14 protein-coding genes are annotated in these 16063 nt (G+C 52.0%); 6 read left to right on the top strand and 8 right to left on the bottom strand.

The features are described from left to right. Positions 1-325: 325 nt before the first annotated feature. Both CRG97_RS03315 and CRG97_RS03310 read right to left on the bottom strand, forming a co-directional pair. Positions 326-1339, bottom strand: a complete 1014-nt coding sequence (locus tag CRG97_RS03315; RefSeq protein ID WP_098741746.1) for an NADP-dependent oxidoreductase — start codon at positions 1337-1339, stop codon at positions 326-328. Positions 1340-1562: 223 nt separating this feature from the next. Further along, a complete protein-coding gene (locus CRG97_RS03310) occupies positions 1563-1823 on the bottom strand; it encodes a metal-sensitive transcriptional regulator (protein ID WP_076322276.1) in 261 nt (86 codons plus the stop codon). Between the two features lie 344 nt (positions 1824-2167). Between CRG97_RS03310 and CRG97_RS03305 the strand changes: the two genes are divergently transcribed. Continuing rightward, positions 2168-3916, top strand: coding sequence for an alpha-glycosidase (locus CRG97_RS03305; RefSeq protein WP_098741745.1), 1749 nt, complete (start codon positions 2168-2170; stop codon positions 3914-3916). A gap of 65 nt (positions 3917-3981) precedes the next feature. On the opposite strand, the gene CRG97_RS03300 is transcribed toward CRG97_RS03305, so the two are convergent. From CRG97_RS03300 to CRG97_RS03290, 3 genes are all read right to left on the bottom strand, one after another. After that, positions 3982-4857, bottom strand: a complete 876-nt coding sequence (locus tag CRG97_RS03300; RefSeq protein WP_098741744.1) for a UbiA-like polyprenyltransferase — start codon at positions 4855-4857, stop codon at positions 3982-3984. A 12-nt stretch (positions 4858-4869) separates the two neighbouring features. Next, positions 4870-6177 (bottom strand): aspartate aminotransferase family protein, encoded by a 1308-nt coding sequence (locus CRG97_RS03295; RefSeq protein WP_098741743.1) that lies wholly within the window; start codon positions 6175-6177, stop codon positions 4870-4872. A gap of 108 nt (positions 6178-6285) precedes the next feature. Beyond that, positions 6286-8265 carry a peptidase U32 family protein gene (locus CRG97_RS03290; protein ID WP_098741742.1) on the bottom strand — a complete coding sequence of 660 codons (1980 nt, stop codon included), beginning with the start codon at positions 8263-8265 and terminating at the stop codon, positions 6286-6288. Positions 8266-8487: 222 nt separating this feature from the next. On the opposite strand from CRG97_RS03290, the gene CRG97_RS03285 reads away from it, so the two are divergent. The 5 genes from CRG97_RS03285 to CRG97_RS03265 all read left to right on the top strand — a co-directional run bounded on the left by CRG97_RS03285 (position 8488) and on the right by CRG97_RS03265 (position 13162). Further along, the gene (locus CRG97_RS03285; protein WP_098741741.1) at positions 8488-9237 is read left to right on the top strand and encodes an alpha/beta fold hydrolase; all 750 of its coding nucleotides are present in this window, start codon (positions 8488-8490) and stop codon (positions 9235-9237) included. Positions 9238-9244: 7 nt separating this feature from the next. Further along, complete coding sequence (locus CRG97_RS03280) at positions 9245-9829, top strand: TetR/AcrR family transcriptional regulator (RefSeq protein ID WP_098741740.1); 585 nt, start codon at positions 9245-9247, stop codon at positions 9827-9829. 277 nt (positions 9830-10106) lie between these two features. After that, on the top strand, positions 10107-11054 hold the full coding sequence (locus CRG97_RS03275; RefSeq protein WP_098741739.1) for a helix-turn-helix domain-containing protein: 948 nt from the start codon (positions 10107-10109) through the stop codon (positions 11052-11054). 151 nt (positions 11055-11205) lie between these two features. After that, positions 11206-12288: a Gfo/Idh/MocA family protein gene (locus CRG97_RS03270; protein WP_098741738.1), complete on the top strand. Its 1083-nt coding sequence runs from the start codon at positions 11206-11208 to the stop codon at positions 12286-12288. Positions 12289-12322: 34 nt separating this feature from the next. Beyond that, on the top strand, positions 12323-13162 hold the full coding sequence (locus CRG97_RS03265; protein WP_098741737.1) for a Gfo/Idh/MocA family oxidoreductase: 840 nt from the start codon (positions 12323-12325) through the stop codon (positions 13160-13162). Between the two features lie 113 nt (positions 13163-13275). Here the strand turns inward: CRG97_RS03265 and CRG97_RS03260 are convergent, their stop codons facing one another. Genes CRG97_RS03260 through CRG97_RS03250 form a run of 3 tightly spaced genes read right to left on the bottom strand, consistent with a single transcriptional unit; the run spans position 13276 to position 15645 of the window. Continuing rightward, positions 13276-14010: an ABC transporter permease gene (locus CRG97_RS03260; protein ID WP_098741736.1), complete on the bottom strand. Its 735-nt coding sequence runs from the start codon at positions 14008-14010 to the stop codon at positions 13276-13278. 1 nt (position 14011) lies between these two features. Next, positions 14012-14728, bottom strand: coding sequence for an ABC transporter permease (locus CRG97_RS03255; RefSeq protein ID WP_098741735.1), 717 nt, complete (start codon positions 14726-14728; stop codon positions 14012-14014). Further along, on the bottom strand, positions 14725-15645 hold the full coding sequence (locus CRG97_RS03250) for an ABC transporter ATP-binding protein (RefSeq protein WP_251036145.1): 921 nt from the start codon (positions 15643-15645) through the stop codon (positions 14725-14727). Before CRG97_RS03250 ends, CRG97_RS03255 begins: the two co-directional genes overlap by 4 nt. Positions 15646-16063: the final 418 nt, after the last annotated feature.

The following is a 16063-nucleotide window of genomic DNA, read 5'->3' as shown; positions in this document are numbered from 1 at the left end:
CCTTAGCCTAAGCATCACTACGAATGCGGATTATTCTTCCGATCGCTGTTGCCCCCAGATTTCTTCGATACATTCATATCATGGTTAAAATCCGGGGGCAAAGGCGACCACTTCGTTTCTACATAATAATTCCGCCTTCTCCGTTGAAGTTCTTCTTTTCTTTAGTTCAATCTATATAGTCATTAAACTTAATAAGCGCAAAAAAAGAGTGCCGATGATCACGCAAGCCGGAAGGCTATGACCCTTCCGCTCGCAGAGCTCCCGTATGAGGAGGCTTGCGAAGTGCGTAGATTCGACACTCTTTTATTTTTTGTCTGTCAAAAGACTAGCTTTGCTCTTCGCTTACCTTCACCAGCTGTTTCCCGAGATTTTCCCCGGAGAAGAGCCCCAGAAACGCCTCAATGGTCTTCTCAAAACCGTCGACGATATGTTCGGCGTACTGAATTTTGCCATCCCTCAGCCATTCGGCCAGTTCATGCAATGCCTCATTGTACCGACTGGCGTAGTCGCCGACCAGGAAGCCCTTCATCAGTGCCGTATTGGTCAGTAGCAGGCTCTGGATTCTCGGACCCGTATCGGGTTTCTCCAGGTTATAGAGTGCGATTTGGCCGCAAATCGGAATCCGTGCATTTTTGTTGATAAGACGCAGCACCGCATCGGAAACCTCACCGCCGACATTGTCAAAATAGACGTCCACCCCATTCGGGCAAGCTTCCGCTAAAGCCGATGCCAGATCTTCGGTCTGGTAATTGATCGCTGCATCAAACCCCAGCTTCTCCGTCAGGTACTTGGTTTTCTCTTCAGAACCGGCCATACCGATCACCCGGGTCCCTTTGATCTTGGCAATCTGCCCGACAATCATGCCTACGGCACCTGCGGCGCCCGATATCACCACCGTCTCGCCTTCCTTCGGCTGACCGATATCCAGCAGTCCGAAATAGGCAGTCAAACCGGTCATCCCCAGCACACCCAAGGCGGTCGATACGGGTGCCAGATCCGGGTTGACCTTACGCAGCGTCCCGGTCCGCACGGCGGCAAAGCGCTGCCAGCCCCATGTTCCTGCAACAAAATCGCCTTCCCGATAGGTCGGGTCCGTCGATTCCATCACCTGCCCTACTGCGCCTCCAGCGACAACCTGTCCTACCTCGTAGGGCTTCGCGTAACTTTTGGCATCACTCATTCTCCCCCGCATATACGGATCCACCGACAAGTATACGGTCCGTACCAGGACTTCTCCAGCTTGCGGAACGGGCAAAGGCTGCTCCTCAAATGTAAAATCCGACTCATCCGGCATGCCTTGCGGCCTTTTGGCTAGTATAATTTGTTCGTTCACAGACATCTGAGTACCCTCCTTTAAAAAAACCGTCATCTTATCTTTACCCATTTTGTCCGTTTACAAATTTCCTAGCCCTTGCCAGACCCCTTAACGGCAGGTGATCCTTTCGCGTTCGGGTGCATGTTCAATTCGGAGGGTTCCGCTAAATTCAAGCGGTTCCATCATGGGTCGGATACCTGAGGGGAGCGGTTCATCCAGGCCTTCACCCTGCCTGCTATTCAAACGTTTACCTGCTCTTCACGAGCAGATTAACGGCATCCTGCACAAGCTTCTCCGTATCCTCACCGTTCGCTTCGGCCTGCCGTACACAATCCACCAGGTTGGAGCTGACAACAACGCCAATGGTCCGGTCGATCGCCGTACGCGAAGCGGATAATTGCGTGATGACCTCCCTGCAGTCCTTGTTCTCCTCCATCATCTTCAAGATGCCGCGAAGCTGTCCTTCAATCCGCTTGATCCGGTTTTTCATCTGATCGTCGTATTGCATGTGACTGTCCTCCTATAATACGTATCTGCACTGTCAGGCTTATCCTTGTCCCTATATTATACAACAAACGTCCGCTCTTTCCTTACGACCTGCCCCGCCAGCAGGATCCCGCTTAAAAATCTGCATTCTGCTGCTCGCTACTGCATAGCATTAGCAACTTCGATATAGGGCTTGTATACGCCAAGAGCGCATGGTATATTTTTAAATAACGAATGAAATCATAGTCATCCAGATCCAAACCTCATAATTTAAAGGCAATGTTATCTTACAAAGGTACAACCTCGGCTATTCATAGTCCTGGCTGTGCCTTTTTTTAATTTCACTTACTTAAGGAGGAATTATCGATGTTCTTGGAAGCCATCTATCACCGTCCGCGTAAAAACTGGTCCTACGCCTATAACGGTACGACCATCCATCTCAGAATCCGCACCAAAAAAGACGACATTACCGAAGTGTACGCCCTCGCAGGCGACAAGTACCTGTGGGATCAGACGATGGAATACATTCCGATGACCAAGCTGTCCTCGGATGAAATGTTCGATTATTGGGAGTGCGAGGCAACCCCTCCGTACCGCCGCTTGAAATACGGCTTCCTGCTCCAGCAGGGCGACGAGAAACGCTGGATGACCGAATATGACTTCCTGACGGAGCCGCCGGCCAATCCGGACCGCCTGTTCGAATACCCGTTCATCAATCCGGATGACGTTTTCCACCCGCCTGCATGGGTCAAAGACGCGATCTTCTATCAAATCTTCCCGGAACGCTTCGCGAATGGGGATACAAGCAATGACCCGGAAGGCGCCTTGCCTTGGGGCAGTGCCGAACCGACGCCGAAAAACTTCTTCGGCGGTGATCTTCAGGGGGTTATCGACCATCTCGATTATCTAAGCGAGCTCGGCGTTAACGCGATTTATTTCACGCCGCTGTTCACGGCAACAACAAACCATAAATACGATACGGAAGACTATATGGAAATCGATCCGCAGTTCGGCGACAAGGACACGCTGAAGAAACTCGTCGATCTGTGCCATGCACGCGGAATCCGCGTATTGCTGGATGCAGTCTTCAATCATTCCGGCAGAACGTTTGCGCCGTTCGTTGACGTGCAGAAGAACGGTATGAACTCCAAATATAAGGATTGGTTCTACGTTCGCTCCCTGCCGCTGGAAGTGGTGGATGGCATTCCAACTTACGATACCTTTGCATTCGAGCCGCTGATGCCGAAGCTGAACACGGAGAACCCGGAAGTTCGGGCTTACTTGCTCAAGGCTGCCGAGTACTGGATCAAGGAAACAGGCATCGACGGTTGGCGCTTGGATGTAGCCAACGAGGTAGGGCACAGCTTCTGGCGCGAATTCCGTCAAGTCGTGAAAAAGGCCAACCCGGATGCTTACATCCTTGGCGAGGTGTGGCATGAATCCTCCATCTGGCTGGAAGGCGACCAGTTTGACGCCGTCATGAACTACCCGTTCACGAATGCCGTACTGGACTTCTTCATCAATCGTACCGCCGATGCCGAGAAATTCTCTTTCATGCTTGGCAAACAGCTTGCCGGTTACCCAAGACAAGCCAGCGAAGTGATGTTCAACCTACTGGACAGCCATGACACTGCAAGACTGTTAACGCAGGCGAACGGCGACAAACGCCTGATGAAACTTGCCGCGATGTTCCAGTTCACGTATTTCGGCACGCCTTGCATCTATTACGGCGACGAAATCGGCATGGACGGCGGGCACGATCCGGGCTGCCGCAAATGCATGGAATGGGATGAGTCCAAGCATGACAAGGACCTGTTCAATTTCTATCAAACGCTGATTAAGCTCCGCAAAGAGCATTCCGCTCTCCGTACGGGAACCTTCAAATTCTTGAAGGCCGAGAAGAACGGCGGTAAAATCGCTTACCTGCGCGAGGACGACAACGAAACGATCCTCATTGCCGTCAACAACGACAAGGCGGGCAACACGATGACCGTCCCTGTGCTGGATCATCAGTGGACGAACCTGTGGAACGGCGAAAGCCTTAGTGCGAAGCAAGGCCAGCTGACTGTCAAGCTGCCGGCCTATGGCTTTGCCATCTTAAAGGCCGGTCAATAAAAATCAAACTCCCTTTGAATGCCATATGGCCCGTGTATGCGGGCTGGCAGTCGAAGGGAGTTTTTTTATCCGAGCAAAAATTGGTCAGCCAAGGTAAAGAGCAGAATCGTCAAACTAATCACCTGATTCAGGTTATAGGATGCCAGATGCATCCGCCTGCGGCTGGAAGGCTTGATGATGCGATGTTCCACGGCAAGCAGCATGACCGAGACAGCAATTCCCGTCAAGTAGAGCCAGCCCAAGCCTTGGATAAAGTAAAGGGAAACCAGCAGGATGACCATAATCCCATGCAGCATTCTGGAAATGAGCAGTCCGCCCTCTAACCCAAACGCGCGGGGAATGCTCCACAAGCCGGTGCTGCGATCGAATTCGATATCCTGTGTTGCATAAATGATATCGAAGCCCGCGATCCACAGCATCACAACGGTACCGATGATAAACGGAATGAAGGCAAATTGGCCCGTTACGGCAAACCATGCCCCGATCGGAGCCGAAGCAATCGTGAAGCCCAGGTACAGATGGCACAGCCAGGTGAAGCGCTTCGTGTACGAATACGAGCAGATCAGTATAATCGCTGCCGGTGAGAGCCACAAGCATAGCCGGTTCAGCATCCCTGCCGCGAGAATGAAGATGGCAAAGTTAACGATGACAAACACGTACACTTCGCGAGGCAGCAGAAGCTTTCTCGGCATATGGCGGTTCGCCGTTCGCGGGTTCGCGGCGTCGAACTTCAAATCGGCGATACGGTTGAAGGCATTGGCCCCATTGCGTGCAGCAACAAGCGCAATCAACGACCACAGCATGACATGCCATGACGGTACGCCGCCCGCGGCCCAGATCATGGAAATGATCGCAAAGGGCAGCGAGAACAGCGTGTGGGAGAACATCACCAGTTCTCCGAACATTTTGGTCTTATGAACGACTTTATTGATCATTTGCATCCGGATCCAACCTCATTCGTTTACGAATTGGGATAACCCAGCCAGTACCTTGTCCAAGGCGCTGAGCATGGCCTCGATATCTTCCTCCGGAATCATCATGGCCGGCTGGAACGCCAGCACGTTTCGGCCGATGCCATTTTTGCCAATAATGAATCCTTCTTCCTTCATGCGCTCCAGAATGATATCCGTCCATGCTGCGCTCTCCTCGTCGGTCGCTCCCCGGATTTCGGCCCCGGCCATAAAGCCCTTGCCTCGGACATCGGCGATCAGCTCGTATCGGCCCTGCAGCTCCCTCAAACCATCGATGAGCCGTCCGCCGACACGCAGAGAACGTTCGACCAAGCCTTCCTGCTCGATGTAATCCAATACGGCAAGCGCCGTGGCCGATGACACCGGGTTGCCGCCGAAGGTGGAGGCGGATGGTCGGTTTAGACTGGCGGCAATCTCATCCGTCGTGGAGAAAGCGCCGATGGGCACGCCATTGCCTAGCGCCTTCGCCATAGTCAGAATGTCGGGCACGATGCCGTAATGCTCGATCGCAAACATGCGTCCTGTACGCCCGCAGCCTGTCTGGATCTCATCGGCAATCAGAAGAATCCCGTGTTCCTCCAGCATCGTCTTCAGCTCATGGAAATACCAATCCGGCGGTACGATCATTCCCCCGTTGCCTTGGATCGGCTCTACGATCATCGCTGCGAAGGTGTCTCCTTTCGCAGCGAGCACACTCGCCAACGCATCCAGGGAGCGGCGAGCGGCAGCATCCTGATCCATGGCAGGGTCATAAGGACGCGGAATAAACGTAGTCACCTCCTGGTCCAGGAAATCATCGGCACGCCATATTGGAATGCCAGTCACGTTCATGGTCAGGAAGGTGCGGCCATGAAGGCCGTGTTCCAGCGCCAGAAAGTTGCGGCGTTTCGTGTGCAGACGCGCGACAAGCAGGGCGCCTTCATTCGCTTCGGAGCCGCTGTTCACGAAGAACGTTCGCTTTAGGTTGCCAGGCAAAACACCGTTTGCCAACCGCTCCGCCAGATCCGTCATCGGCTGGGTAAGGTAAATGGTTGACGTATGCTGCAGCGTCTGCAGTTGTTCGATCGTTCTTGCAGTAATGGCTTCATTGCAGTGACCACAGGCGACAACCGACACCCCCGTGAAGAAGTCCACATACGCCTTGCCATCATGGCCGTAAAGTTTATGCATCTTGCCGCTGACGATCTGAGGCGGCTCTTTGTAGAAATTAGCCGTGCAGGGGTAGCCGTACTCCCGACGCTTTGCCACGATAGCTTCGGGACCGATATACGTCTGATCTGCATGCGTCATGGATATTCACCTCTTTGAATTGATCTCATTTCTTCCATGTTCCGTGAAAATATATCAAAAATGATAGCCATATCAGGTTCATCTTCATTCTCCGTTTCGAAGCTCATCTCATACTTCTGTCAGCTCAAGCTGCAGGGTATGGCCGAATTGGAGCGAACCCAGTGTATAACCGGCATAGATCGGTGTCATGTCTGCATACAGCCTGCTGCATGAATCCAGATTCAGGGCAGCTTGGCGATATATCCGCACCAGGCCGCGAAGCTGCTCCGTCGTATATGTCTTCCCTTCAATGCGGAAATGATTTACGCCAGCTTCGAACAGTTCCTTCAAGAACGGCATGTTGCACAGCTCCTTCGCCAGTGCCAAGTGGTTACGTCCCGCGGCATCCCGGTATACAGGGTTCTCCCCTTTATCCGTAAGCAGTACGAGATGACGGTTATCCACGAACCGGTTATCCTCTTCAGCTATGGGCTCAAACTCTGCCGCATTGGTGTATAAGTCATGCTCCAGATACATCACGATGGGCGATCCGTGAACGATGATCTCGACGGGAATCTCCGGATGACGCAGCAATTTCGTTAAATCATGGAGCTGAAGCTCAAGCGACGGATTGATTCTGGATATGCCAAAATGCTTCTGATAGAACGAAGCCGCCATATGGTTGTATATATTCAGGCTGAAATCGGCAATCATCGGCAGCCCTAGGGATTGAAACTTGTGCATGGCACCGATGTTGGATACAAGCAAGCCATCAAGGCCATAATGGTTATGCTTCTTGCCTGCGCTGAGGAATTGATGATACTGCTCCATATGAAGCTCATTCATCATGCGGGGCATGCCAAGAATAATTTCGGTGTTCCCTTTATCCGCCGTCAAAGCTTCGATATCTTCACGGCCGAATGGAAGATCCGGTTGGAACACGTCACCTGTCAGGTAGATGACGTTCGCCCCTTCTTCTATTGCCGCACGGGCCTGCTCTACCGTGTTGACATGCACCGTAATTTGCGGAATCGACGTGCTCGGCTGCTCCCGCTTCGCATGATGCAGCGATTCCTTCACCTGAAGCACCCGTTCCTCCTTCATCTCGCGTTCCGCTGTAGGTGTGCTGAACACCTTCCCCGTACTGTAAAACTTGCCTGTTCCTTCATAACGGCGATTGATGAAATCCAGTCCCGGCTTGCCAAAAGCATAAGCTGTCGTGAAATCACGTTTCCGGTTTTTATGCAGCGTATCTGCCCCGTCTTCGCGGTTAAAGCCTATCGGATCCGCAATGTAACGATCGATGGCATCTCCGTAAGCATTAACGACCATCAGCAAAAATTCGGTATCTCTCATGCGTCCTTCAATTTTGAAGCTGGTAATGCCGGACTTAACCAGTTCCGGAATATGCTCGTACATATACATATCTTTTGCAGCAAGCGGGTACTCGGTAGGATAGAGGTATCCATCTTTTTTCACCCGATAATCCCAGCGGCAAGGCTTCATGCATCGTCCCCGGTTGGAGCTATTGCCAAACAGCATGGAGCTGTACAGGCAGTTCGCACCGTGAACGGTGCACATATCGCCGTGCACGAAGTACTCGAACTCCATTCCGCTCTTAGCGTGCAGCACCTCCGCCGTCTTCAGGTCCATCTCGCGGGAAGCCACGATACGGGAAACGCCCAATGCTTTGACGGCTTCAATCATCTCCAGATTGTGCACGTTCATCATGACCGAGGAGTGAACCGGAATATTCGTATAGTTCATCTCTTGAATCAGGGGAAACACGGCCAGATCCTGCGCAATAATAGCATCCGGGCCAACCTCGTTCAAAAAGGCGAAGTAACGTTTCGCTTCCTCCAGGTCTTCTTCATCCATCAGGTTGTTCACTGTAATGTAGGCGCGTTTACCGCGCTCATGGGCCAATTGAACGGCTTCTCTGACTTCCTCATAACTTAAGTTATAGCCCTTGCGCATCATGCGCATATTTAGGGATGGTCCCCCGAAATATACGGCATCGCAGTTTGCGTCAATGACGGTTTTGAATATCTCGAATGTTCCGGCAGGAGCCAACAGTTCCACTTCTTTACCGTTAAAATAACGAGCCATCGTCCGTTCCTCCTACTCCGCTAAGTTTATTTTTTCCGATTGTAACATAATTCACAATTAACATTAGTGAATTAATTCACAGCGAAATTCACAGTACGATCCCAGCTCCGAAAAGCATCTCAAGATTCGATTCGGTTTTTATATTGACCGATCGTTCATTCAATAATAAAATGAACTCATCAAGCGCTGCAAATGATTGAAAATCGATTGGAGGGTATTCTATTGGATTTGCACTACGAAGTTCATGGCAACGGTAAACCTGTCGTTCTTGTTCACAGCGGTGGAGCAGATATGCGGGATTGGAGCTATCTTATCCCTCTCTTATCCGAGAACTTTCACGTAATTGCCTTTGACGGTCGCGGAGCCGGACGCTCTCCCTCTCCCGTCCAGCCGCCAAGCTATGTTGAAGATCTGTTACCTCTGTTTGATCATCTGGATATTTCGCAAGCTGCGATTGTCGGTCATTCTATGGGCGGCCGGATTGCCACAGAGTTCGCGATCCATTATCCTGAAAGAGTATCGGAATTGATTGTCATTGCGCCAGCCCTGTCCGGTTTTCCTTATTCTGAGGAAATGCAAGCTTACATGCTCCGGGTAAGCGCTGCTGCCCCTGATATCGAGAAAATGATCGAGCTGTGCATAGAGCCGCCTTCTTATGAAATTACAAGGAACCGTTCCGAGCGGGAGCTTATGATCCACATGCTTCGCCACCATTTTGAACGTACGTTTACCTGGTCTACCTTTGACTCGGTTTGGCCGGAGCCGCCGGCAATGGATCGATTACAGGATATCTCGGCCAAAACGCTGTTTATCATAGGAGATCATGAACTGCCCGATAACCAGCAGGTAGGAGAACAATTTCGGAGGGTTCCGAGCATTCGCTTTGTCACCATCGCGGGAGCGGATCACATGGTCACATTAACGCATCCGGAGGAGTTATCCCGCTATATCACCAAATTTGTGAAGGAATGAAGATTTCATGCCACGCACACCCAGCGAGAACGAACGCATACGCCAGATAGCAAAAGACAAAATTTTAGAAGCCGCCATGGATTTATTTATCCATCAGGGCTACCATGCCACTTCCATTAGCGATGTAGCCAAGCAAGCCGGAATATCCAAAGGGCTGCTTTATAACTATTTTTCAGGCAAGGAAGGACTGCTGGCCACCATGGTCGAGGAGCGAATTGCAGGCGTGGCCGAAGTCATAGAGAATGCCGCTTCACTCCAAGCACCTGCAGATCAGCTGAAATTTATTTTGGAGCAAGCCATCGACAACGTCTATCAGCAGCCGGAAGTATTCCGGTTTTACTTGCATCTTCAAACCCAGCCCGAAGCGGATCAAGAGCTGTTTCCCTACAGCAAGCGTCTTGTCGAAGAGGCTGCACGGCAGTTTGAGATTCAATGCCGCATATTCGAAGGCCTCGGAGTTCCCGAGCCGCGCAAGCGCTCCTTGTACTTCTCTTCTACTCTGCAGGGCATCATGCTGATGATATCCACGTATCCCCAGCACTTCCCCATTGATGAAGTGAAGGAGCAGATGCTGAAGGAGTTTTGTCCGTAACAAAAAAGAGCCGAGGTTTCACCTGTGTTTCAGGACGCCTCGGCTCTTTGCAACACGAAACTTGATCTTCGCACGCGAAAGAAGATTTGATCTTTAGAAATTAGCCTAGCCTAATACCACGTACCGTCCCCCTCCAATTCAATCTCCTTATAACATCGTCTCTCTCCCTGAACGCCTTGAATTCGATTAACTTTTTCAATTTTCCTCTTCCTTCATGTCCTTAATCAGTTATGCTGTTAATAACAGGATCGACACGCGTGTGAGGAGGTAATGAATCATGGCTATTCACTGGTTGGCACCGGATATCGCCGAGTGTACCCGAAGAGGAATCGCCTACTTTACATCGGAGCTGGAAATGACAAATGGCCTGCCCTGCAAAATGTACCGGATTACCGAAAAGTTCGGGAGTTTATCCGACCATATGCACGATTATCTTCAGATCTGGTATGTCAGCAAAGGCGAATTCATCCATACGCTCTATGGTCAAAAATACCGGATGGTCCAAGGCAATATATTCGTGCTTCCTCCCTATAGCGTCCATCGCGTAGAGATGATACCGGGCAAAGAGCTGGAGGTGCTGGGGTGCGAATTCATGCCGGCCTTCATTAATGAACGACTGAATGAGACGCCGACTGAGTCGCAGCTGTTCGACCTTTCCTTCATCAAGTCTTTTGTTACGACCGAGGACAACGTCCCGCTCAAAATTACCTTGACTGGCAGCAGCGACCTGGCCGTGAAGGAGCTCCTTACCGAAATGCTGGCCGAGTACGGAAGCCGGGGTCCATTCTTTGATATTTTGCTGAAAGCCAATCTGCTGAAGCTGCTGGCGATCGTGAACCGCGAGCATGCCGAGCAGGGCAAGCATACATCGATCACCGTGGGCAGCGACCAGTACCGGGAGCCCATCCTGGAATCAGTTCAGTATATTCATGACCATTACGACCAGCCCCTATGGCTGGAGGACCTGTGTGCCCGGACGATGATGTCCCGGACTAATTTTTGCCGCCGATTCAAGGAGGTTACAGGCCGGACCTTCAGCCAATACTTGGCCAACTACCGGATACGGATGGCCATGCGGCTGCTCACGGAGCCTGAACTCACGGTAACCGATGTATGCTTCAAGGTCGGGTTTAACGAGCTTCCCTACTTCTGCCGCATTTTTAAGAAATATACGGGAACGACTCCCGCATACTATAAAAAGAATGCTTTTAAAACCGTGGACTAACACCCCGGTACGATAATCCAATAAATAAGCACGATAGTGAAATCGAAGCGAGCGTTCCCATGCTATACTCGGGGCAAGCAAGAACGAAGAATCAAGTGTCAGGCTCATGTATTCCTTTGCATCATCAATCCACGATTTTGGAGGAAAACCGATGAACAAAATTACAATTGCCGTGATTGGCTGCGGCACGATTGCGAACAGTGCCCATATTCCCGCCTATATGGCCAACGAAGACGCCGAGATCAAATACTTTTGCGATATCGTGAAGGACCGGGCCGAAACCGCCGTCGCCAAATACGAATGCGGTCAAGCCATTGAGGATTACCAACAAATTCTGAATGATCCTGAGGTCGATGCCGTATCCATCTGTACGCCGAATGACGTCCATGCCTCCATCGCCATCGATTGTTTACGCGCAGGCAAGCATGTATTATGCGAAAAGCCGGCAGCCCGGACCTACGCGGAAGCGCTGGAAATGCAGAAGGTTCAGCACGAAACGGGCAAGACGCTGAATATCGGGGTGGTCAACCGCTACAATGAAAGCGTAAACAGAATCAGAAAAATGATCCAAAACGGCGATCTTGGCGAGCTGTATCACGTATATGCCAGCTTCCGTTCCCATCGCTCGATCCCGGGACTCGGCGGCGCCTTCACGACTAAGGCCATCGCTGGCGGTGGCGCGCTGATTGATTGGGGCGTTCACTTCCTCGATGTCGTAATGTACTGTACGGGCGATCCGAAACCGAAGACCGTTTCCGGCCAGGCTTACTGCAAGCTGGGCAAGGATATGGAGAATTACACCTTCCTCAACATGTGGGCAGGTCCACCGAAATATGACGGTACGTATGACGTCGACGATTTTGTCACGGCCCTCGTCCGCACGGAAGGCCCAACCATTTCCCTGAACGGTGCATGGGCGCAAAATATCGGCGCCGAAGAAATGTTCATCGACTTCCTCGGCGACAAGGGCGGCATCCGGCTGAAGTACGGCGCGGACTTCACCTTCTATACCACGGAGGACGGCGCATTGATCGAAACCACGCCGAAATTCAATCTCGGCAGCATGTTCCAGAATGAAATCGACGGATTCATCCGCTGCATTCAAACTGGGGAGAAGCAGCCTTCGCATATCGATACGGTCATCCTCTCCTCCCAGATCATCCAGGCGATTTACGACTCATCCGACCAAGGCGCAGAAGTTTCGCTGCAGCCCGTTGCCCAGAACAGCCTTTAACCTATAGTTCGAACGCCAGGGAGGACCATTTATCATGAAAAAAATCGGATTCATCGACCTGCATCTGGACCAATTCCATGCGAATAAATATCCCGGCTGGATTGAACAGGCTACGGAAAGTGCCATGAAGGTCGTGTACGCCTACGGCAAAAGAGACAAAGAGAACGGGCTCACTAACGAAGCCTGGAGCAAGGAGAATGGAATTGAGCTGCTGCCCACGATCGAAGACGTGGTGGAGCGCAGCGATTACCTGATCGTGCTGTCCCCGGATAACCCGGAATTCCATGAGGTGCTGTCCCAGCTTCCGCTGCAATCCGGCAAACCAACCTATATTGATAAAACGTTCGCGCCTGACCGGGATACGGCTATCCGCCTGTTCGATCTGGCGGCAAAACACGGAACGCCGATGTATTCAACGTCCGCACTTCGTTTTGCCAGCGAATACACGGAGCTGGACCGGAGCGATATCCAAACCATCAGCAGCTGGGGCCCCGGTGGATTTGCCAATTACTCGATCCATCAGATCGAGCCGATCGTTAGCCTGATGGGGGCCAGCCCGAAGAGGGTGATGTTCATCGGAACGCCTGACTCCCCCGCCCTGCTGATCGATTTTGGTGATGGACGTCAAGCCACCGTGAATCATCTTGGGGAGAACTGCCCGTTTACCTTAGGGATAAAAAATGACGCCGGGAGCTTCACGCAGGTCACCGCCAATTCGAATTTCTTCGCCTTGTTCATCGAGAATCTGGTGAACTTCTTCGAATCGGGCAAGCCAGCCGTCAACTCAGCGGAAACCATTGCTGTCATCACGATTATCGAGTACGGATTAAAGGCAGCCGACACGCCATTTACGTGGCTAGAATTGCCCCAATAACGTAACCGCGGGTTCGTCACACATATGAACATACAAAAAAAGAGCTGCTCCAGCAGGCCGTAAGGGCCCGGGCAGCTCTTTTTGCATGAAAACACGGTTTTTCTCGTTCTGGATTACACTTCTTTCCGCTGAAAATAGATGAATCCCGCGAGAAAGAACAGGAGAAACCCTCCAACCACGACGGTCATGAGGCTCTCGAACGGCAGATTGAATGCACCGAAATCGGCTTGACCCGCCGGCATCATCGCAAGAAACGGCTGTGTCCACGGATAGTAAGGGGCATATGTCTGCGAGTTGGCCACCAGCATGTTCGGTATGGTAAAAACCACATTCAATGCTAGCGGAGCGGCAAAGCTGCTCCAGGCTGTGGAGACTCCAAGCTGCAGCGCAGCCAGCGGCAAACAGGCAACCCATCCGCCCAGCACGCAGCGCAGCAGCATTTCCCACGGAATCGGAGTTTCCACCTTATGGATCAAACCGGCTCCCAGGACGGCCCCCAGGAACAGCAACTGCACCACGGCAAGCAGCATGGCCACCACCGAGAATTTCGCAAAATAGACGGCGCCGCGTGAAACCGGCAGGACGAGCAGCTGCTTCCACCCCCCGCCCGTATGCTCATACCGGCACACCATGGCACTAAAAATCCCCGTCAGAATCGGGAGCAGCAGCATCGCATGCAGGATAATCATAATGCTGATCAAATGCTCCCATGGCGCCAGCTCCTCAGGCTTTCCATTTAATATGCCCACCAGCATAACCAGGATCGCGCACAGGAAAATCTGCGGCCACAATTTGGATTTTGACAGCTTAAGCCACTCTGCGGACACCGCTCTTATACAGGATGCCATCTTAGTCCACATCCTTTCGGTTAAAATGAATCAGGCCGGCACACGTGATCACCGCACCCAGCAGCAAACCCGCTCCGATGACCTTGACTTCTCCCGGCCCCATGTAAGCCAGCAGCGGCCACTTTAGCGGCATCCAATCGGGAAACTGCAGGGCAAACATCGATACAACGGAGGCGGTAATCCCGATTCCGACCGCGATCCCCTGGTTCTTGAGCGTCAATGATAGCCACAGCTGAAAGGCCAGCATCGGAAGCGCAGCAATTAATTGCACAAAACCGATGCGCAGCAGATCTAGATACGGCATTTGATCTGCGCCCATCCCCAGTATGATGCCGAGCACGGCGGTACTGATCGACAGAAGGAGACAGGATACGCATAGAATTAGGAAGGCCTGCACGAACTTGGCACTGAATACTGCCGTTCTGGAAATAGGCAATGCGAGCAGCTGTTTCCACGAGCTCAACTGATGCTCCACGTTGGCCATCAACGAGCAGACCAGTGTAATCCCAAGAAAAAGGGCAATCGGCACGAAAAACAGTACATTCTCCAGCAGCCCGCCCCACGGATCGGCCGCGTAGGATTTCATCAGGTAATCATATCGAAGTCCGAAGTTCAGCCCTTGCATCGCTACCAGCCCGATGGGACCGAGCGCAGCGAGAAACCAAATGCCTTTGCCCCGGATTTTCAGCCAATCGGCGGAAAGCGCACGGAACATCATACCCGGCTTCCCTCCCCTACGATCTGCATGAAGATATCCTCGAGCGACTTCCGCTGTTCTTCCACTCGGTACACCGCATGCTGATTCTCCACCAGCCGCTTCACGAGCAGCGCGATCTTGGCGTCCTGCATGCTTTCCAGCTCCAGCATCTGATTACGCAGAACTCCTTCACAGCCCAGGTCCAGCGCCAACCCGAGCGCTAACTCCGGCTCGGACACCGATAGACGGAAGCCGCTGGACGCCGTGGATACCAGGTTGCTGATCGTATCCTGGAACACCATGCGTCCCTCACGGATGATGCCGACTTTATCGGCCATCTGCTCAACCTCACCCAGCAGGTGACTGGATACCAGCACGGTTATCCCGTATTGGCGCGGCATATTCTTGATCAGCTCCCGGATTTCATGAATACCGGATGGATCCAGGCCGTTGGTCGGCTCGTCCAGAATGAGCAGCTCCGGATTGTTCAGCAGGGCGGCTGCAATGCCAAGACGCTGCTTCATCCCAAGGGAGTATCCCTTGACCGGGCGCTTGGCTTCCTTCGTCAAGGAGACAATCTCCAGCACTTCCGAGATGCGGGACTTCGGCCCGCCGGTAATCCGGCGAATGGCTTCCAGATTCTCTACGGCTGTTAGATGGCCGTAATAGGATGGGTATTCCACGAGCGATCCGGTCCGGCGTAAAATATTCATTTTTTCGCTTTTCAAATCCTTGCCGAACAAATGAATCGCACCACGCGTTGGTTGAATGAGTCCGAGCAGCATGCGGATGGTCGTTGTTTTCCCGGCACCGTTCGGTCCGAGGAAGCCATAAATATCGCCGCGTGCGATCTCCAGATTCAAATCCACAACGGCTGCGCGCTTTTTGTATATTTTATATAAACCTTTTGTTTGAATGACGAGTTCCGTCACGTTCATCACCTCAGGTATAAATCCTACATGTCCAAGGTTAAATGCCGGTCGACCTCAAGTTTAAATTTTCTTTAAAAAAGCTATGCGGCTATCGAAGTCTATTCGAAATGTCTGTTTCATCGGAGAAGTTCTACAGATCATGAAGCTAAGAGTGAATTCGTGCAGCTAAGGCGCTGCGTGGCCGGATCGTCCTTCCGATCGCTGTTAAAACCGGGAAACTGGAATTTGCCCAGCGGTGGTTTCCCGGTTTTAAAGGCGAACGCTTCGCTTCTCCAGCAACGATTCCGTCCCCTCCGCTGGTGTATCTGCATGAGTTCAAGAGGCAGCCTAGCAGCTGTAGCCTGCCTTGCTTATGAACCCGGTTCACTGACGAGTTCGTGAAACTCGAGCGAAAAGTAATGGTACACAGACGCCTGATAGGATG

The sequence above is a fragment of the Paenibacillus sp. EZ-K15 genome, assembly GCF_002573715.1.
GTDB lineage: Bacteria > Bacillota > Bacilli > Paenibacillales > Paenibacillaceae > Paenibacillus_AQ.
This window is presented reverse-complemented; position numbering and strand designations above follow the sequence as displayed.